General features: G+C 56.8%; 19 protein-coding genes and 1 pseudogene. 11 read left to right on the top strand and 9 right to left on the bottom strand.

Annotated elements, in window-relative coordinates:
- Nucleotides 1-124: 124 nt before the first annotated feature.
- The 3 genes from yebF to ptrB all read left to right on the top strand — a co-directional run bounded on the left by yebF (nt 125) and on the right by ptrB (nt 3388).
- On the top strand, nt 125-478 hold the full coding sequence (yebF, locus tag G7090_RS13755) for a protein YebF (RefSeq protein WP_166185346.1): 354 nt from the start codon (nt 125-127) through the stop codon (nt 476-478).
- Between the two features lie 87 nt (nt 479-565).
- Nucleotides 566-1216: a tellurite resistance TerB family protein gene (locus G7090_RS13750; protein WP_166182783.1), complete on the top strand. Its 651-nt coding sequence runs from the start codon at nt 566-568 to the stop codon at nt 1214-1216.
- Nucleotides 1217-1306: 90 nt separating this feature from the next.
- Nucleotides 1307-3388: an oligopeptidase B gene (ptrB, locus tag G7090_RS13745; protein WP_166182782.1), complete on the top strand. Its 2082-nt coding sequence runs from the start codon at nt 1307-1309 to the stop codon at nt 3386-3388.
- On the opposite strand, the gene exoX is transcribed toward ptrB, so the two are convergent.
- The 3 genes from exoX to G7090_RS13730 all read right to left on the bottom strand — a co-directional run bounded on the left by exoX (nt 3370) and on the right by G7090_RS13730 (nt 5051).
- Nucleotides 3370-4032: an exodeoxyribonuclease X gene (gene exoX / locus G7090_RS13740; protein WP_106993313.1), complete on the bottom strand. Its 663-nt coding sequence runs from the start codon at nt 4030-4032 to the stop codon at nt 3370-3372. The two genes, ptrB and exoX, sit on opposite strands and share 19 nt — an antisense overlap.
- Nucleotides 4033-4056: 24 nt before the next feature.
- Nucleotides 4057-4713: a carbon-nitrogen hydrolase family protein gene (locus tag G7090_RS13735; protein WP_166182781.1), complete on the bottom strand. Its 657-nt coding sequence runs from the start codon at nt 4711-4713 to the stop codon at nt 4057-4059.
- Nucleotides 4714-4820: 107 nt separating this feature from the next.
- The gene (locus G7090_RS13730; protein ID WP_032611906.1) at nt 4821-5051 is read right to left on the bottom strand and encodes a DNA polymerase III subunit theta; all 231 of its coding nucleotides are present in this window, start codon (nt 5049-5051) and stop codon (nt 4821-4823) included.
- A 136-nt stretch (nt 5052-5187) separates the two neighbouring features.
- Between G7090_RS13730 and yobA the strand changes: the two genes are divergently transcribed.
- From yobA to G7090_RS13715, 3 genes and pseudogenes are all read left to right on the top strand, one after another.
- Nucleotides 5188-5562 carry a CopC domain-containing protein YobA gene (yobA, locus tag G7090_RS13725; RefSeq protein ID WP_166182780.1) on the top strand — a complete coding sequence of 125 codons (375 nt, stop codon included), beginning with the start codon at nt 5188-5190 and terminating at the stop codon, nt 5560-5562.
- Nucleotides 5563-6424, top strand: a pseudogene (gene copD / locus G7090_RS13720) (copper homeostasis membrane protein CopD). It abuts the gene before it with no gap.
- A gap of 14 nt (nt 6425-6438) precedes the next feature.
- Complete coding sequence (locus tag G7090_RS13715) at nt 6439-6777, top strand: YebY family protein (RefSeq protein WP_166182779.1); 339 nt, start codon at nt 6439-6441, stop codon at nt 6775-6777.
- 399 nt (nt 6778-7176) lie between these two features.
- Here G7090_RS13715 and G7090_RS13710 read toward each other — a convergent pair whose 3' ends face one another.
- The gene (locus tag G7090_RS13710; protein WP_166182778.1) at nt 7177-8124 is read right to left on the bottom strand and encodes a VirK/YbjX family protein; all 948 of its coding nucleotides are present in this window, start codon (nt 8122-8124) and stop codon (nt 7177-7179) included.
- 177 nt (nt 8125-8301) lie between these two features.
- Here G7090_RS13710 and pphA point away from each other — a divergent pair, with 177 nt between their 5' ends.
- Nucleotides 8302-8946 (top strand): protein-serine/threonine phosphatase, encoded by a 645-nt coding sequence (pphA, locus tag G7090_RS13705; RefSeq protein ID WP_166182777.1) that lies wholly within the window; start codon nt 8302-8304, stop codon nt 8944-8946.
- Here pphA and G7090_RS13700 read toward each other — a convergent pair whose 3' ends face one another.
- From G7090_RS13700 to yebS, 5 genes are all read right to left on the bottom strand, one after another.
- Nucleotides 8947-9138: a YebW family protein gene (locus tag G7090_RS13700; RefSeq protein WP_106993306.1), complete on the bottom strand. Its 192-nt coding sequence runs from the start codon at nt 9136-9138 to the stop codon at nt 8947-8949.
- Nucleotides 9139-9242: 104 nt separating this feature from the next.
- Entirely contained in the window at nt 9243-9482 is a 240-nt protein-coding gene (locus G7090_RS13695; RefSeq protein WP_106993305.1) for a YebV family protein, read from the bottom strand.
- A gap of 104 nt (nt 9483-9586) precedes the next feature.
- On the bottom strand, nt 9587-11029 hold the full coding sequence (gene rsmF / locus G7090_RS13690; RefSeq protein ID WP_166182776.1) for a 16S rRNA (cytosine(1407)-C(5))-methyltransferase RsmF: 1443 nt from the start codon (nt 11027-11029) through the stop codon (nt 9587-9589).
- Nucleotides 11030-11104: 75 nt separating this feature from the next.
- On the bottom strand, nt 11105-13738 hold the full coding sequence (locus G7090_RS13685) for a PqiB family protein (RefSeq protein WP_106993303.1): 2634 nt from the start codon (nt 13736-13738) through the stop codon (nt 11105-11107).
- A complete protein-coding gene (yebS, locus tag G7090_RS13680) occupies nt 13707-14990 on the bottom strand; it encodes a membrane integrity lipid transport subunit YebS (protein WP_166182775.1) in 1284 nt (427 codons plus the stop codon). The genes G7090_RS13685 and yebS overlap by 32 nt, the downstream gene beginning before the upstream one ends.
- 131 nt (nt 14991-15121) lie before the next feature.
- Between yebS and G7090_RS13675 the strand changes: the two genes are divergently transcribed.
- The 4 genes from G7090_RS13675 to htpX all read left to right on the top strand — a co-directional run bounded on the left by G7090_RS13675 (nt 15122) and on the right by htpX (nt 19547).
- A complete protein-coding gene (locus tag G7090_RS13675) occupies nt 15122-15619 on the top strand; it encodes a GAF domain-containing protein (protein WP_106993301.1) in 498 nt (165 codons plus the stop codon).
- A gap of 97 nt (nt 15620-15716) precedes the next feature.
- On the top strand, nt 15717-16403 hold the full coding sequence (gene proQ, locus G7090_RS13670) for an RNA chaperone ProQ (protein ID WP_106993300.1): 687 nt from the start codon (nt 15717-15719) through the stop codon (nt 16401-16403).
- Between the two features lie 19 nt (nt 16404-16422).
- Nucleotides 16423-18471, top strand: a complete 2049-nt coding sequence (prc, locus tag G7090_RS13665) for a carboxy terminal-processing peptidase (protein WP_106993299.1) — start codon at nt 16423-16425, stop codon at nt 18469-18471.
- 194 nt (nt 18472-18665) lie between these two features.
- The gene (gene htpX, locus G7090_RS13660; RefSeq protein WP_106993298.1) at nt 18666-19547 is read left to right on the top strand and encodes a protease HtpX; all 882 of its coding nucleotides are present in this window, start codon (nt 18666-18668) and stop codon (nt 19545-19547) included.
- Nucleotides 19548-19574 lie beyond the last annotated feature (27 nt).

The following is a 19574-nucleotide window of genomic DNA, read 5'->3' as shown; positions in this document are numbered from 1 at the left end:
CGCAGTATAAACGAAAACGTTTGCGTCTGTCTTGCTTCGCGGAAATCCATCGGGATGACAGGCGGTTATTTGCATCGCGGCCGTTTTGGACCATGCTTTTGGGGAGCCAATACAGGAGAACATGATGAACAAAACAGGGGTAGTGATGGTGCTGGCGCTGCTGGGTGCCAGCCTGACGGCGCAGGCCGCCGATGAGAAAATCGTGAAGTTTCCGACCTGCGAAGGTCAGAATGCCGAGGGCATGGCCGCCAGCGTGAAGCGGGATTATCTGCAAAACCGCATCGTGCGCTGGGCTGACGATCAAAAGAGGCTGGGGATGGCCGACCCGGTGGCGTGGATCAACCCTAAGGAGGTGAAGGGTGAAAAAGACCGCTGGACCGTGCCGCTGACGGTACGCGGGAAAAACACCGATATTCATTATCAGGTGAAGGTCGACTGCAAAGCGGGCAGCGCGCAGTATCTCGCGTCGAAGAGGTGAATTTTCGCTTCTTTTGTCAGCGTAGACATTTCCTGACATCCCCTCGCTTAGGCTGTGAAATTCATCCACCGTTAAGTGAGGGAAATCATGTCAAGCTGGTTGAATCAATTACAGTCTATGCTGGGGCAGAAAACGGGGTCCTCCTCGGGCGAAGGGCTGAGCAAAATGCTGTCGCCAGGGGCGCTTGGTGGCCTTGCCGGGCTGCTGGTGGCGAATAAATCCTCGCGTAAATTGCTGGCGAAATACGGCACCGGTGCCCTGTTGGCAGGCGGTGGCGCGATTGCGGGCTCCGTGCTGTGGAACAAGTACAAGGACAGAGTGCGTAGCGCCCATCAGGGCGAACCGCAGTTTGGTCAGCAGGCCTCGGCGCTGGATGTGCGCAGCGAAAGGCTGATCCTGGCCCTGGTCTTTGCGGCGAAGAGTGACGGCCACATTGACGATCAGGAGCGTGCCGCCATTGAGCAGCAGCTGCGGGAAGCGGGCGTGGAGGAGCAGGGCAGGGCGCTGGTGGCGCAGGCCATTGAGCAGCCCCTTGATCCACAGCGTCTGGCGCAGGGGATCAAAAATGAAGAGGAAGCGCTGGAGCTCTATTTCCTGAGCTGCGCGGCGATCGATATCGATCACTTTATGGAGCGCAGTTATCTCAATGCGCTGGGGGATGCGCTGAAAATTCCGGCTGACGTCCGCGAGGGGATCGAGCAGGATATTCGCCAGCAAAAACAGGCGCTCCCCGGCTAACTTTTTACCCCCGGGTATCCCGTTTCGCTTGCATCGTGCGCATGTTTTGCCAACCTTATAGGGTGTAAATCGTAAAAGAATCATACTGACATGCCACCTAAAGCCCAACGCATACCGCACGCTCTCACCGCGCACGGTGACACGCGTATCGACAACTATTACTGGTTGCGCGACGATACCCGCTCACAGCCGGAGGTACTGGACTACCTCCACGATGAAAATGACTATGGCCGCAGGGTCATGTCGACGCAGCAGGCGCTGCAGGACCGTCTGCTCAACGAAATGGTCGAGCGCGTCCCGCAGCGTGATGTCTCAGCGCCCTGGAGTCGCAATGGCTATCGATACCGGCACATCTATGAGCCCGGGAACGAATACGCCATCTATCAGCGCCAGTCGGTGCTCTGCGCCGAGTGGGAAGAGTGGGAAACGCTGCTGGATGCTAACCAGCGGGCCTCGCACAGCGAGTTTTATACCCTGGGCGGCATGGCGGTTTCGCCGGATAACGCCATTATGGCGCTGGCCGAAGACTACCTCTCCCGACGGCAGTACGGACTCCGGTTCCGCAACCTGGAGTCCGGGAACTGGTATCCCGAGATGCTCGATAACGTCTCCCCCGATTTTATCTGGGCCAACGACTCGGAGACGGTCTACTACATTAAAAAGCATGCCACCACGCTGCACCCCTTTCAGGTCTGGCGACATACGGTAGGCACTGCGTCCACCAGCGACGAGCTGGTCTATGAGGAGAAAGACGAAACCTTTTACGTCAGCCTGCATAAAACCACCTCGAAACACTACGTGATTATCTTCCTCGCCAGCGCCACGACGACCGAGGTGTTGCTGCTGGATGCCGAGCTGCCGGACGCTCAGCCCCTGTGCTTTATGCCGCGGCGCAAGGATCACGAGTACAGCCTCGACCACTTCCAGCACACCTTCTATTTGCGCTCCAACCGGGAGGGCAAAAATTTTGGCCTCTACAAAACCAAAGTGCGCGATGAACGCAAATGGGAAGTGCTGATCCCACCCCGGGATCAGGTGATGCTTGAAGGCTTTACCCTGTTTACCGACTGGCTGGTGGTGGAAGAGCGCCAGCGCGGGCTGACCAGCCTGCGGCAGATCAATCGTAAAACCCGGGAGGTGATCGGGATCGCCTTCGACGATCCCGCCTACGTCACCTGGATCGGCTACAACCCCGAGCCGGAAACATCGCGTCTGCGCTACGGCTACTCCTCCATGACCACGCCGGACACCCTGTTCGAGCTGGATATGGACACCGGGCAACGCAAGGTGCTAAAGCAGGCCGAGGTCAAAGGCTTTAACGCTGAGCTCTACCGCAGCGAGCACGTCTGGATTGTGGCCCGGGACGGCACCGAAGTCCCGGTCTCGCTGGTCTACCATAAGCACCATTTCCGCAAGGGCAAAAACCCGATCCTCCTCTACGGCTACGGCTCGTATGGCTCCAGCATCGATGCCGATTTCAGCAGCAGCCGCTTAAGCCTGCTCGACCGGGGCTTTGTCTTCGCTATCGCCCATATCCGCGGCGGCGGCGAGCTGGGGCAGAAGTGGTATGAAGACGGCAAGTTCCTGAAAAAGAAAAACACCTTCAACGACTATCTCGATGTCTGCGATGGGCTGCTCGAGCTGGGTTATGGCGACAGGAAACAGTGCTTCGCGATGGGGGGCAGCGCAGGCGGCATGCTGATGGGCACCGTGATTAACGAACGTCCGGGGCTGTTTAAAGGCGTGGTGGCGCAGGTGCCGTTTGTCGATGTGCTGACCACCATGCTGGATGAATCCATCCCGCTGACCATCGGGGAGTACGAGGAGTGGGGCAACCCGCAGGATGCAACCTACTACCGCTACATGAAAGGCTACAGCCCCTACGATAACGTCGAGGCGAAAGCCTATCCGCATATGCTGGTTACCACCGGCTTGCATGACTCCCAGGTACAATACTGGGAGCCCGCAAAGTGGGTGGCGAAACTGCGTGAAATGAAAACCGACGATAATTTACTGCTGCTCTGCACCGATATGGATGCCGGACACGGCGGGAAATCCGGGCGCTTTAAATCCTATGAAGGGGTGGCGCTGGAATATGCGTTTATTGTCGGCCTGGCGCAGGAGACATTGACCAGCCGGTCCGGCGAGGCGGATCAGGATCCGCCCAAATAGTGCTTTAACGTCAGACGCAGCTCGGGGCTCATTCTGTCGAGGTTGTTATACAGCCAGCGCAGATAGCCCGGATCTTTGTCTGCCACTTCTGCCACCGGTTTCCCGCGGTATTTACCGAAGGTGAAGGTGGTCAGCAGCGCCGGTCGTCCGGTGATGTCGGCCATCTCATCCGGGGTCCAGCCGGTGGTATTCATGATATCAATCAGCAACGCGGCGGTAATATAGCAGTCGTACAGGGCGCGGTGATGATGTAACCCTTCCGGCGTTCTGACGCTGAGTTTGCGCGACTTATAGAGCGCCATGTTGCTGTATTTGATGCCCGGCCATACGCGCCGGGCCAGCTTCATGGTACAGATCCATTCTCCCGGCATCTCGGGCAGAACGCGGCGATCGAAGCTGGCGTTATGGGCCACATACCACTGGCTACCGTGGTAATGCGGGATCACCTCTTCAATCCAGGGTTTGTCGGCCACCATCGCCTCGGTGATGCGGTGAATAGCCATCGCCTGCGGGCTAATAGGGCGATCCGGACGCACCAGATGGCTGCATGGATTGACGATCTGCCCGTTCACAACATCGACAGACGCCACTTCCACAATCCCTCCCTGCAGATCGCAGGTTTCGGTGTCGATGACACGTAGCATGGCTCTCTCCTGGCCGTAAAAGGTTTAGCGTAATGGAATGATCTCGCCTTGCCAACTCTGCTCCACATACCGACCCGTTAATAACACCTCTCCGGAATCGGCGCGAAGGATTAACTGTCCGCGGGCATCCCACAGGGCGCTACCGCCGTCGTGATTCGCCACCAGAACCGCAATCCCATAGCGGTGGGCAAAACGCTGCCACTGCGCAAATGAGGCGGGCCTCTCCGCTTCACTCACCGCCATACCGCGGGTAAACAGCGTGGCGTTGGGGGTGATATTGGGCGGCTCGGCGTGGGCATCGACAAGGGAGAGGCCGCTGTGTCGGCTCTCCAGACAGGCACCTGCACCATGCGGGTAGAAAATGGCCTGCGGCTGATCCGGGCTCAGCCACGCCAGCCCACGCTGACGCTGGCCGTTATCCTCCACCGTGATCCCGGCAATCACCGAGACGTTACACGCCTGGGCAGCTTCATGCAGCGGCGCGATCTGCTGGTGAGCGGGTGGGGCAGGGAGTTGGCTGTCTGGTAAGACCGGGCCGGTTAACGAGAGTTCCGGAAAGAGCAGCAAATTGCACTGCTGGTGTGCGGCGGCGATGATAAAACGTAGATGGTGTGATACGTGGTCGTCCACGCAATGATGGGTCGGCTGGTACTGAGCAGCCGCAATAGTCCAGTGAGACATCGTGATTTCCTTATGCACGGAGTCGCAGAGATTCATAAAGCCCCTGAATGAATCAGGGCTTTGTATCCTGGCATAATCTGTGTAAGGAACTGTAACCCGGCGTAAGGTTATTTAACTTTCGGCTCCCACGGCAGGCGCGAAAGGGTGACAGAGGTCAATCGATGCGCAATCAGACGCTGGCGAAACCAGTCGCGCAGATGCGCCGGTTGTTCCCGCTCTACCACCTCAGCGATAACCGGCATATTGTAGCGCTCTTTAAATGCCACGCCCGCAGCGGCTAAATCCACATTCACTTTGTCCATCTCCTCCTGGGGGAGGGTGGCGAGATTAATCTTCATAACCGTCTCCTTCATTTGCGGGCCAACGTTACCCAAACGGCGGCCTATTGACAAGCCCGGGCAGGATGATCCTCGACTGGAACATTATACAGAGTTATCCTCTGACAATCAGGCATAACAAAAAGGAATGTATGTGATGGCGATGCGCCTTTCCCGTGCTGTCTGCACGCTGACTCTGTTGTTGACGACGCTGACAACCCCGGTTGTCTTTGCACATGCCCATTTAAAGCATCAGTACCCCGCGGCCGATGCTGCCGTGGACGCGGCTCCGCAGGCACTGACGCTTAACTTCTCCGAGGGGATCGAACCGCGGTTTAGCGGCGTTCCGGTCAAGGATGATAAACAGCAGCCCGTTGAAACCGGAGCGGTAAAACGCAACGAAAAAGATCCGACCCAGTTGATCGTGCCGATGGCGTCATCCCTGACGGCAGGGACTTACCAGGTGGACTGGCACGTGGTCTCCGTGGATGGTCACAAAACCCAGGGTAGCTACCGTTTTAGCGTGAAGTAAATGCTGGCGTTCTGCTACGTTACGCTGCGCTTTGTCCATTTTTCCGCCCTGATGCTGCTGTTCGGCAACGCCCTGTACAGCGCCTGGCTGGCGCCTCTCTCCCTGCGGCGTTTACTGACGCGGCGCTTTCGCCGTCGGCAAAAAGCGATTGCGCTTATCGGTCTGCTCTCAGCCCTGATCATGCTGGCGCTGCAGGGTGGAATGATGGGCAATGGCTGGCAGGATGTTATCAGCCCGGGCACCTGGCAAGCGGTGCTGACCACGCAGTTTGGTCGGGTCTGGCTATGGCAGATGATGCTGGCCTTCGTAACCGTCTGGATTGCCTGGCTGGAACCCCGCAAAGCCGCGCCCCTGCTGCTGCTGTTTACCGCCGCGCAGTTTATCCTGCTGGCGGGAACCGGGCATGCGGCGATGCATGAGGGCATTCTGGGCAGGGTGCAGCGCAGCAATCATGCCCTGCATCTGCTGTGTGCCGCTGGCTGGCTGGGGGGCTTTGTTTTGCCTGCGTCTGTCGCGCGGGCGCTGGCGGGAGGCCGCTATCCTCACCATGATGCGCTTCTCGCGCTACGGTCATCTGGCCGTCGCCGGGGTCTTACTCACCGGGGCGATCAATACCCTGCTGATCCAGGGCTGGGCACTACCGTGGCACTCAGAATGGGGACGACTGCTGTTGTTGAAATGTGCGCTGGTGGCAATGATGGTGGTAATTGCCCTGGTGAATCGGTATGTTCTGGTGCCGCGATTTCGTTCCGGCGACGGACGTGAGCAACGTTATTTTATCAGGATGACGCAGACTGAGGTTGTGCTGGGGGCGCTGGTTCTGGCGGCAGTCAGCCTGTTCGCGACCTGGGAACCCTTCTGACGAGGTGGAACACAATGAAAAAAACCGTACTTTCTCTTTTATTGCTGGCCTGTTCCGGCACGGCGCTGGCGGCACCGCAGGTGATCACCGTTAGCCGGTTTGAAGTGGGTAAAGACAAATGGGCGTTTAACCGGGAAGAGGTGATGTTGACCTGCCGTCCGGGTCATGCCCTGTATGCCATCAACCCGAGTACCCTGGTACAGTATCCGCTGAATGACGTAGCGCAGCAGCAGGTCGACAGCGGTACAAGCAAAGGCCAGCCGATCGCGATTATTCAGGTTGATGACCCGGCCAACCCAGGAAAGAAAAAGAGTCTGGCGCCGTTCATTGAGCGCGCCAATACGCTCTGCTAGCTTTCCGTTTCCAATAAAAAAACCGCAGGCTTCTCTTCGGAAGCATTGCGGTTTTTGTGTTTAAGGACAGGCTAACGCTTTTTTTCAGGCCACTTTTGCTGCGGACTGGAAAACCTGGCGTCGTCATCTATTCTTAAAGTGCAAGGCGACTTAGCCTGCATTAATGCCAACTTTTAGCGCACGGCTCTCTCCCAAGAGCCATTTCCCTGGACCGAATACAGGAATCGTATTCGGTCTCTTTTTATCTGTTGAAAGTAAACGCATTTTCCTGTTGCGGACTTTAACAGTTGGGCAACATCCTCTGTTATTCCTTAAACCATACCACACTACGCCCGGCGGAAGTCCAGCGCTTTTTAGCGCTTGTGTTAAATTTTTGCCTGTTACCGATGAAAGCAGGTATTAGCAGCAAAACCGGGAGTGGATAGCCTGTTCAATCTCATCCAGCAGCTGAAAACGACGGCGATATTCAGCGCGTTTCTTACTGGCGATGCTCTCCAGCGATTTGCGCTCCATACCGGATGGCAGCGCCCAGCGAAAGGCATTGTCCTGCTTAGCGCCCAGTGAGGCCCAGAACTCATCGTAGCTGGCATGCAGGTGACGGCCTTTACTCAGCCGGTACCGCAGGGCACGAAAGACATGGCCCTCGTCGCTGACGCCGTAAAGGGCGCTGATACCTGACTGCTTCGCCAGATTGAAAACGGCTTCCAGCAGGATACGTTTAGGAAACAGGCCATAACAGGCGCGGGTAGCGTTTTTGATCGTCTCCCGGCCGACATCCCGGCGCGGCCCCTGCAGGCCACCAATCACCAGCGCGCTGCGCCCGTTTTCCGCGATCACGCCGAAGGTCAGGCTCGCCAGCAGGGTATTATCCCCGGCGCGTAACCAGAGTGTGGTTTCACCCTCACGCTCGGCCTTCACCGCTGAGGTGGCATAGATCGTATAGCTGGCCTCCTCTTTGGTGGCGAACTGGAGCAGCGGAAGCGGCGTCGGGCTGGTAAAGAGGTGAGCCAGGCCGCTATCCGGCAGGGCATCAATCCAGGCGTAGTGGTGCAGGATCGCCCCGGCGCGCTCACCGGCTGACAGCCCGCGAGTGAGATACTGGCGCTGGGTTTTCACCGGCAGCGTCGGCTGCGCCTTCAGCAGGGTTGAAAAATCATCCCGACGGGCGATCGTCTCCAGCATACGGGTGGTCGAAGACCAGAACAGCAGGGTGCGCAGGAAGAATTTCAGCCGGTAATCGCGTTTCTGCCATAGCGGCCCGGGCGTAAGATCGCCTTTCGCCAGCGCGAGAATAACGGAAGAACGGTGCGCGTATGGCACCTCAGCAGGCAGGATAGTATTTGACACGATGAAGGCCTCTTTATAATTCTGCGATTATCTTAAAGGTCATCGGATAATGATTTAACCGTTGCTAAGCCTTTATTTCCGCTTCGTTTAATATCGATTGAGGTTATTAAACCGCACGCCTTCTTGCCTCCTCAGTGGTCCATTCCGCAAGGACTATACTGATCCTGAGGAGGCGCTATGTATCTAAAACTTGATGGTCACAACTGGCGACACGTCTGGGTGGTAAGCGATCTTCACGGCTGTTATCAACTGCTTATGGAGGAAATAAAGCAGCGACATCTTAATCCGTATGAGGATTTACTTATTTGCGTCGGCGATCTGATCGATCGCGGGCCGGACAGCGTGAAATGCCTGCAGTTATTAAATGAAAACTGGTTTTATGCGGTGCGCGGCAATCATGAGCAGATGGCGCTGGATGCCCTGCATAATAAGAGCTTTGGACTCTGGTTAATGAATGGTGGCGTCTGGTTTGCCGAATTAAAGGGCGAGCAGCGGCAGCAGGCTGTGGATCTGTTCAGGCGTTGCGAAACGCTGCCGTGGATTATCGAAATCACCTGCGCTAACGGCGTGAACGTGATTGCCCATGCCGATTACCCGTCATCGCAGTATCACTGGGATAAACCGGTCGCGAAGCAACCCATTTTGTGGAACCGGGACCGCCTGCGGGACTTAATGAACGGCCATGAGGAGGGAATTGCCGGAGCCGATCACTTCTGGTTTGGCCATACGCCGCTAAGTAAGCGGTTTGATTGCCAGAACCTGCACTATATCGACACCGGAGCGGTGTTTGGCGGGTCGTTGACCCTGGCGCAGCTGCAGTGATTAGAGGTCGGAATACTCTTGTGCCGGACGCCAGAAGCCATCGATAAAATCCTCTACCGGATAGCACCCGCCGTGGCGGATCCGCTGATCGTCCATCGAAGCCTCACACTGGATTTCGGTACGGTAAACGTCCACGACCAGGTCTTCGCAACCCGCGTCCAGATAACAGATAAACAGCACCAGTGCGTACATCATGCCCCTCAGCATTCACTATCGTCTTAATATTGTAGGGGATGATTCAGGGAAGGGGGAAAAAGACAGACAAATAACCCGCCTGCGGGCGGGTTCTCTCTGAATCATGCAAGGCGCATGATCCAGGCATCGGACTGGTGATCGTAATGCTCGCGGTATAGCACGGAGTGTTCGCCATCGAGGAGAGCCGGGACGCTGGTGTCTGCATCCCAGGCGTCGAGTTGCATGCACAGATCGGGATCGGACTTGCAGGGGATGGTTAACGTTCGCTCGCCCTGCGTATCGCCGTTTAACTCGGCATCATCGATTTCGAATGCGCCAATGCGCACATTGGTTTTCGTCATAATGCTCTCCATAAACTCACTGTGGTCTGGTACGACCAGTATAGTCGCCCACTTTTCAGCCTGGTCAATGAAGAGCAAAAGCGCCAGTAAAAAAGTGCCTTTTTTTAGCTCGCGTCGCCGTTACCGGTAAACAGACGACCGTCGCGAACCAGTTCGCGTGGGTAACTGTTTTTCAGACGCGAGCCCACTTTTTTCGCCAGCCCGATGGGAAAACCCTGATACGTCACTACCGCATCATCCCCGGCAGGGCTCTCCTGCGGCCAGACATCACGGCCGCGATACCACTCTTCGGCTTCCTGCTGGGTTAAGGCAAAGGTATTGTCCTTGCCAGCCAGGGCGATCACCGCTTCATGCTGCCAGCGGTAACCTTTGTTGTGGGTTTCTGCCAGCCGAATGCCGAGGCGGGAGAAGCGCACTTTACCGATCAGCGGCTCAATCCCGGTCGGGAATAACCACACCTCTTTGTCGCGTTGCCACAGGCGCAGATTATCCCCCCACTGCAGACCCGCCAGATTTGCCGCAGCGGCGATCTGCCCGGCTTCACGGGTTTTGAGCGGCGTGAACGGGAAGTTGCTGACCTTAAATTTCGGTACCGGCAGCGGCGCGATAGCGGCGGTTTTACGCAACCGTGCCACGAAGAAGCCTTCGCAGTCGTAGATATGCGGGAAGACGTGCAGGAAGCCTTCCGGGGTAACGCACTCACCGGCGCTGGCGAACAGGTCATTTAGCGGCAGGAACTCTACGGCGTCGGGATACTGTTCCTGTAACCACAGGCAGACCGCTTCGTTCTCGTCGCGGTTAAGGGTACAGGTGGAGTAGACCAGAGTGCCGCCTGGGCGCAGGGCATGGAAAGCGCTGTCGATCAGCTCACGCTGGGTGGCGGCGATCTCCAGATTGCTGGCGACGGACCAGTTCTTCAGCGCGTCAGGATCTTTGCGTACCACCCCTTCGCCGGAGCAGGGGGCGTCCAGCAGGATCGCATCAAAAGCTTCCGGCAGGGCGGCACCGAACACGCGGCCATCAAAATGGGTCAGAGCCACGTTGCTGATCCCGCAGCGGCTGATGTTGGCATGCAGCACCTTAACGCGGCTGGCGGAGAACTCATTGGCGAGGATCGCCCCCTGATTATTCATCCGCGCAGCGATTTGGGTCGTTTTGGAGCCAGGGGCTGCCGCCACGTCCATCACCCGGGCGGGTGCGTTGTCGTCGGCAAACAGCGCGGCTACCGGCAGCATGGAGCTGGCTTCCTGAATGTAAAACAGCCCGCTCAGGTGCTCGGCGGTGCTGCCCAGCGGCAGGGCTTCTTCGTCGTCACGGTCGATCCAGAATCCCTCTTCGCACCACGGAACCGGGGTGAGTTGCCAGCCGTACGGGGCAACAAGCGTGAGGAAATCCGCCACGCTGATTTTCAGGGTATTGACGCGCAGGCTGCGGCGCAGCGGCCGCTGACAGGCAGCGATAAACGCATCAAGAGCGAGAGGGTCAGGCAGAGCCTGGCGCATTTGCGCCAGAAATTCATCTGGCAGATAGACGGGACGTTGAGACACGAGCGCACCACAGGGAGTAAAAGAGGCGCGCAGTGTACCATAAAGGCTCCGGTGGGTTGCACCGGAGCGCAGGCATTAACGTGGCAGGGCGGTTCCCCAGCTGCGCCACTCTTTCGGCTCGCTCTCCTGCAGCAGGAAGTGCTTGCCGGGTTGAGATTTCGGCGCCAGCGGCGTACCCGGCGGCGTCGCGAAGGCGATCCCCCCACGGATAAACTGATTAAAGGTCCCGGTTTTCACCACGCCGCCGGTCAGACCGAAATCGAGCGAGTAGCCGGAGGCCAGCCAGAAGACCGAGTTGTTACGTACCAGATGCTGATAACGATCGCTGATGCGCAGGGCTACCATCACTCGATCGGAGAGCGTCCCCAGCGTCAGGCCGGTAACCGTACCCACTTCCATTCCGCGGAACAGCACCGGCGTACCGATATCGAGCGATGCCGCATCAGGGACCTCCACCACGATGCTCAGGCCATCGAGATAGCGTGAATCGGTGATGGTCGCTTCCTGCAGCTCAAAATCACGGCGCGACTTGCCCTGTCCCGGCTCAACGTTGATATAGGGCTGGAGGATGGTATCCAGATGCTCAACACCCGCGGCAGAAATCTGCGGGGTGACCACTGAGAAACGCGTCCCGGCGCGGGCAAAGTTATCGACATATTCCGGGTACAGTACCGCCGTGGCCTGCACTTCATTGCGGGCGGTAATCAGTTTCAGGCTCTGGACCTGACCGATATCAATCCCCAGGTAGCGCACCGGCATCCCTTCGGCGAGCTTGCCCGCATCAAAGGCGTGTAGGGTGATCTGGCTGCCGACCGCGCGCGCAGCGGTTTCAGACGGATAGAGGATCCGCTTGTCACCCTTACGCTGGCTGGCGCTGGCGCCGCTCAGGTTATCAAAGCTGATGGCACCACGCAGGGCGCGGGAGAGCGGGGAGGCCTGCACCGTCAGCCCGCTGCCGTTAAGCTGCACTTTGGCCCCGCCTTCGGCCCAGAACACGCTGTTGCTGGTGAGCAGCTTGCGGTATTCCGGTTTGATATGCAGTTCGATGTCAAAGGCATTGGCACGCGGGCGGACCAGGATCACTTCACCCACTTCGAATTTGCGATACAGCACTACCGAGCCCGCCTGCACGTCCGGCAGGGTATCGGCCACCAGCGTGAGGGTGGTGGTCGGCAGATCGCTCAGGCTGTTTTCCAGGGCTTTGTCCAGGTTGGCATACAGCGGATAGCTGTCGCGCATGGCGCCTTTCTCACCCGGCAGGATACGGATCCCGCCGCTGATCCACTCGCTGGCGCTGGCCGCCAGGAACTCGACGCCGTCGAGCCCGACTTTGACATCCACCCGGCTGTTGACCACAAATTTACTGTCGCCATGCACCAGTTCGCGATACTCCGGGTCAATTGCCACCTCAAAGGTGACCCCTTTGCTGGTTAACGACCGCTCAAGCACCTGTCCAATCTGCACGCCGTGCAGGATCAGCGGCTGACCGGCGTCGATACCGTAGCTTTCCGGGGCGCTGAGCGTCACGGTCAGGACGCCGGGTTTTTGTAACAGCGCCTTATCGGCTGGGGCGATGACAAACTGGTTAACCGGTTCGCCGCCCCCGGGGATCAGCTCAAAGGTACTGCCGGTGAGCAGGCTGCTGACGCTGGGGTTGCTGAGAGACAGTTTAGGGCTACGCATTTCGATGCGCGTTTTTTCCCGCAGCAGATCCACCACGCTCGGGTCAACGGTCATTTCACCGGTCACCAGACCGCCCGGGTTCAGCGTCATTTTGGTGAGCTGCCCCACCTGGAGCCCCTGATACATCAGCGGGGTAGAGTCAGCTTTCAGACCATCCGCAGAGGGCAGGGTCAGCTTGACGATCACGCCGCGCTGGCTGTGGGCCAAATCTTTGTATAAGCCGAAATCATCTTCCTGGGTGGCAGGCTCGGATCCCTCCGGGGAATCGAAGGCGATGGCACCATTCACCAGCGCCGCGAGGCTTTCCAGCTTCACTTTGGCTCCGCTCAGGCTGAGGTCGGCATCAACCCCGGAGACATTCCAGAAACGGCTGCCTTTTTTTACCAGCGAGGTGAAGCGGCGTTCGATCAGCACGTCGATGGTCACCCCCTGCTTATTAGGGGTGATGGCGTAGTCATAGACGCGCCCGACGGGGATCTTGCGGAAATAGACCAGCGACCCGCTGTTCAGGGAGCCCAGATCCGGCGCGTGCAGATGAATCATCAGATCGCCGTTGTTGAGCCGGTATTTCGGCTGCGTATCCAGGGCGGTAAAGTGATCCTGTGGCTCACCTTTGCCCGGCATCATGCCGATATAGTTACCGCCGACCAGCGCATCCAGCCCGGAGACCCCTGCCAGCGAAGCTTTCGGCGTCACCAGCCAGAACTGCGTCTCTTCCCGTAGGGCATCCTTCATATCGGACTTGATGCTGGCACGAACCTCAATTTTATTCAGGTTCTTGTCCAGGGAGATATCCTGAACGGTGCCCACCTCAACCCCCTGGAAACGCACGGGCGTACGGCCCGCAACGATGCCATCGGCGCTCTGGAAATCAATGGTAATGGTATTGCCGCGATCTTCATAACTGGTCCAGATTAACCAGCCGGCGATCATCAGAGCGATAACCGGCAGTAACCAGAAAGGCGAAATACGACGTTTTGTTTTAACTCGCGCTTCAGTCGGCGAAGCTGGCGTTTCCTGACTCATGTGCATCCCAAAGTAAGCGGCTATCCAGCCATTCCACTGCAAGAATAGTCAATATCACCGCAGTGCCAAAATAGAGCGCTGCGGGTCCCATAGTAAAAGCAAGGAGCTGATCGCGATTGATCAGCGACATCATCAACGAAATAACAAACAGATCCAGCATTGACCAGCGGCCAATCCAGGTAACGAAACGCAACAGCAGTATGCGGGTTCTCAGCCCCTGTTCACATTTGAAATGAATACTGATGAGCAAAGTCAGCATCACGATGACTTTGGTAAAGGGCACCAGAATACTGGCGATGAACACCACGGCCGCGACGGCGATGTTGCTCTGCGCCAGCGAGACGATGCCCGACATAATGGTATCTTCCTGGCGCGCCCCGTTAACGTAAATCACCGAGATGGGCAGCAGGTTAGCCGGTAACAGCAACACCAGCGAGGCGATCAGCGCCGCCCAGCATTTTTGCAGGCTGTTGTGGCGGCGCAGGCGCAGCGGAATATGGCAGCGCGGGCAGCGGCCACGCCCGTCGGGCAGCCCGGTATAGTGACAGCCCAGACAGACCCGTAAATCGGTATTGTAGCGGGTGGCGGGGCGCTGGGGATAAAACCGCTCCCAGAGCTGCTCCACGTTCAGGTGAATCATGGTCAGGATGCTCAGGATCACCAGCGCGATAAAGGCAAACAGGCCGCTTCCCGGCTGCAACCAGGCATAATCCTGCACTTTGATCGAGGCGACGACGATCCCCACCAGATAGATATCGAGCATCACCCACTCTTTGAGCCTCTCGAGCATCAGCAGTACCGGGCGCAGGTTCATCCCCAGGATATTGCCCAACCACAGGTAGGCGATAGCGGCTACCAGCACCACCGGCGCGCCAACGGTACAAAACAGCACCATCGAAGCGGTCAGCGGATCGCCCTGTTGGGTCATCTGCCAGATCCCCTGCAGCAGGTTGGCGTCGATGCGCACCCCTAACAGGTGCAAACTAAGCAGCGGTTCGCTCCAGGCAAAGGGCATCAGCAGCATCATGGTGACGGCCATCGCGGCCAGCCGCGTCAGGGACCAGTCACGGCCATCGCGGATTTTTGCGTCGCAGCGCGGGCAGAAAGCACTTTGGTGTGATTTCATCTTTGGCAACGTAAAAAGCGTATCGCATTGGGGACAACGCTGATAATGTGCACGAGGCAGCGCATCGCCGACCGCATGCACAGTTATCTTCTTCGCCGGTGTTATTTTCGGTGTTTTAAGAGCCATCGGTCGCGCTAAAAAAGGATAGTTAATAGTTATCTTAACTCATGAATGGATTCATCTTGAGCATGAACGTAAATAAAGCTTATTTTAATAGGCTATGCTGTAATTTTGTAAGACAACCAAGTGATTGAATAATGAGCAAAACAGAATTCTACGCGGATTTGAACCGTGACTTTCAGGCATTGATGGCCGGTGAAACCAGTTTTTTAGCCACCCTGGCGAATACCAGCGCGTTACTGTTTGAACGTCTGTCTGATGTGAACTGGGCCGGTTTTTATCTGCTGGAAGGCGAGACGCTGGTGCTGGGTCCCTTCCAGGGCAAACTGGCCTGCGTACGCATTCCGGTTGGGCGCGGCGTGTGTGGTACCGCGGTCGCGCAGGACCAGGTGCAGCGTGTTGATGACGTCCACGCGTTCGACGGGCATATTGCCTGCGACAGCGCCAGCAATGCTGAAATCGTACTTCCTCTGAAAGTGAATAATCAGATTATTGGTGTACTGGATATCGATAGCACGGTCTTTAATCGCTTTACCCGCGAGGATGAGCAGGGGCTGCGCGAGCTGGTGGCGAACCTTGAGAACGTCCTCGCCGCGACCGATTATCATAAATTCTTTGCGAGCGTCGCAGGATAATCAACGGATAACGTAGCATTTAGCGATGGCGTCATTATAATGACGCCTGTTCATGCCTGCGGCTTGTCGGCAACGTCCGTTGTAATCAGGAAATTTCATGGAAAATCAACCTAAGTTGAATAGCAGTAAAGAAGTTATCGCGTTTTTGGCCGAACGTTTCCCACAATGTTTTAGTGCCGAAGGCGAAGCTCGTCCCCTGAAAATTGGTATTTTTCAGGATCTGGTAGAGCGTGTTGAAGGTGAGATGAACCTCAGCAAAACCCAACTCCGCTCCGCCTTACGTCTTTATACTTCGAGCTGGCGTTACCTCTACGGTATCAAAGCAGGCGCGACACGTGTCGATCTCGACGGCAACCCTTGCGGTGTGCTGGATGAGCAGCACGTAGAGCACGCCCGTAAGCAGCTCGAAGAAGCCAAAGCGCGCGTTCAGGCCCAGCGTGCTGAACAGCAGGCGAAAAAGCGCGAAGCTGCCGCGGCCAATGGTGAAGAAGAAGCGCCTCGCCGCGATCGCAAGCCACGTCCGGCACCGCGTCGCAAAGAGAACACCGAGCGTAAGCCACGTGCTGAGCAACCAGCGGCAAAAGCCCCGCGTGCGCCTCGTGAAGAGCCACGCCACACCCCAGTTTCTGACATTAACGCCCTGAGCGTGGGTCAGTCTCTGAAGGTGAAAGCGGGTAACAATGCTATGGATGCCACCGTACTGGAAATCACCAAAGATGGCGTTCGTGTACAGCTGACTTCTGGTCTGTCAATGATTGTACGCGCAGAACACTTGTTGTTCTAAAACGGAGGCCAGGCCCGGCATGAACACATTTTTTAAGCTCACCGCGCTGGCTGGCCTGTTTGCAATAACAGGCCACGCCTTCGCTGTGGACGAGATTACGCGTGTCGATCAAATTCCGGTATTAAAGGAAGAGACCCAGCACGCAACGGTCAGTGAGCGCGTCACATCGCGCTTCACCCGTTCGCACTATCGTCAGTTCGACCTCGACCAGGCTTTTTCGACAAAAATTTTCGACCGCTATCTGAACCTGCTGGACTACAGTCATAACGTCCTGCTGGCCAGCGATGTCGAACAGTTTGCCAAAAAGCAGTCTGAGGTGGGCGACGAGTTACGCAGCGGCAAGCTGGACCTGTTCTACGACCTGTATAACCTGTCGCAGAAACGCCGTTTCGAGCGCTATCAGTACGCGCTTAAGGTGCTTGAACGTCCGATGGACTTCACGGGTAATGACACCTTTAATCTTGACCGCAGTAAGTCGCCGTGGCCGAAAGATGAAGCCGAGCTGAATGCGCTGTGGGACAGCAAAGTCAAATACGACGAGCTGAGCCTCAAACTCACCGGTAAAGATGAGAAAGAGATCCGCGAAACGCTGACCCGCCGCTACAAATTTGCCATTCGTCGCCTGGCGCAGACCAACAGTGAAGATGTGTTCTCGCTGGCGATGACGGCCTTCGCGCACGAAATCGATCCGCACACCAACTATCTCTCTCCGCGCAACACCGAGCAGTTCAACACCGAAATGAGCCTCTCCCTTGAAGGGATCGGCGCGGTGCTGCAGATGGATGACGATTACACCGTGATCAACTCCATGGTTGCCGGGGGCCCGGCCGCCAAGAGCAAGGCGATAAGCGTCGGCGATCGCATTGTGGGTGTCGGTCAGGTTGGCCAGACTATGGTCGATGTCATCGGCTGGCGTCTGGATGATGTGGTTGCCCTGATCAAAGGGCCGAAAGGCAGCAAAGTCCGTCTGGAAATTCTGCCTGCCGGTAAAGGCACCAAGACCCGTATCGTTACTCTGACCCGCGAGCGTATCCGCCTGGAAGATCGCGCGGTGAAAATGACGGTGAAAACCGTGGGTAAAGACAAGGTCGGCGTGCTGGATATCCCTGGTTTCTACGTTGGCCTGACGGATGACGTCAAGGTTCAGCTGCAGAAGCTGGAAAAACAAAATGTTAAGAGCGTAATTATCGATCTACGTACCAACGGCGGCGGCGCCCTGACTGAAGCGGTTTCGCTTTCAGGCCTGTTTATTCCGTCCGGTCCGGTGGTACAGGTACGCGACAACAACGGTAAAGTGCGTGAAGATGCCGATACCGATGGTGTTGTTTACTATAAAGGTCCACTGGTGGTGCTGGTCGATCGCTTCAGCGCCTCGGCATCCGAAATCTTTGCCGCCGCGATGCAGGATTACAATCGTGCTCTGGTGGTTGGCGAACCGACCTTTGGTAAAGGTACGGTGCAGCAGTATCGTTCCCTGAACCGCATTTACGATCAGATGCTGCGCCCGGAATGGCCGGCGCTGGGCTCGGTACAGTACACCATTCAGAAGTTCTATCGCGTGAATGGCGGCAGTACCCAGCGTAAAGGCGTGACCCCGGATATCATCATGCCGACCGGGACCGAAGAGACGGAAACGGGTGAGAAGTTCGAAGATAACGCGTTGCCGTGGGATAGCGTTAACGCTGCCACCTACGTGAAGTCGGGCGATATTACCCAGTTTGGTCCGGCGCTGTTGAAACAGCACGACGAACGCATCGCCAAAGATCCTGAGTTCCAGTACATCATGAAGGATATTGCCCGTTTCAACGCCCTGAAAGCGAAACGCAATATCGTCTCTCTGAACTACGCTCAGCGTCTGAAGGAGAACGAAGAGGATGATGCAACACGTCTGGCGCGTATCAATGACCGCTTCAAACGTGAAGGTAAGCCACTTCTGAAAAAACTGGATGACCTGCCGAAGGATTACCAGGAGCCCGATCCGTATCTTGATGAGACGGTGAAGATCGCCATTGACCTGGCGCAACTGGAAAAAGACCATCCTGCCGGAAACCCCGCCCCGGCGAAATAATCCCCCAGACAGGCACAAGAAATTGTGCCTGTTTTTTTGTTAACAGCATTCTGCCGTCAGCCAGTCATTTCATTATGTAAAGTTGTGTCTTTCTGGTGACTTACGCCCTTCCAACGCTTGAAAATACGCTGAATACCCATACGATGTGGGTAATCGCATAGTGCGTTTTGTTAAATCGAGGTTAAAAGAATATTATGATGCGAATCGGGCTCTTCCTGCTCACCAACCTTGCGGTGATGGTGGTGTTCGGGCTGGTACTTAGCCTGACAGGAATTCAGTCGAGCAGCATTCAGGGCTTGCTGATCATGGCGCTGCTGTTTGGTTTTGGTGGCTCATTTGTCTCGCTGCTGATGTCCAAGTGGATGGCGCTCAAGTCCGTGGGTGGCGAGGTTATTGAACAACCGCGTAACGATATGGAACACTGGCTGATGACCACCGTGGCGAACCAGTCTCGCCAGGCGGGCATTAAAATGCCACAGGTGGCGATTTATCACGCTCCGGATATCAACGCTTTTGCTACCGGTGCGCGTCGCGACGCCTCTCTGGTTGCGGTCAGTACCGGCCTGTTGCAGAACATGAGCCGTGACGAAGCCGAGGCGGTTATTGCCCATGAGATCAGCCACATTGCTAACGGCGATATGGTGACCATGACCCTGGTGCAGGGCGTGGTGAACACCTTCGTTATCTTTATCTCACGTATTATCGCGCAGATTGCCGCAGGCTTTATGGGCGGGGATCGTGAGGAAGGCGAAGCAAGTAACGGCAACCCGCTGATCTACTTTGCGGTCTCAATGGTGCTGGAACTGGTGTTTGGTATTCTGGCGAGCATTATCACCATGTGGTTCTCCCGTCACCGTGAGTTCCATGCGGATGCGGGCTCTGCCAAACTGGTGGGCCGCGAGAAGATGATTGCCGCGCTGCAGCGTCTGAAAACCAGCTATGAGCCGCAGGAGGCTTCCAGCATGATGGCGTTCTGCATCAACGGTAAATCGAAATCGCTGAGCGAACTGTTCATGTCTCACCCACCGCTGGACAAGCGTATCGAAGCGCTGCGTAGCGGCGATTACCTGAAGTAACGGCTTCGGCCACGAATAAAAAAGCGC

Origin of the sequence: Leclercia sp. 29361, assembly GCF_011290365.1 — a bacterium.
Taxonomy (GTDB): Bacteria; Pseudomonadota; Gammaproteobacteria; order Enterobacterales; family Enterobacteriaceae; genus Enterobacter; species Enterobacter tamurae.
This window is presented reverse-complemented; position numbering and strand designations above follow the sequence as displayed.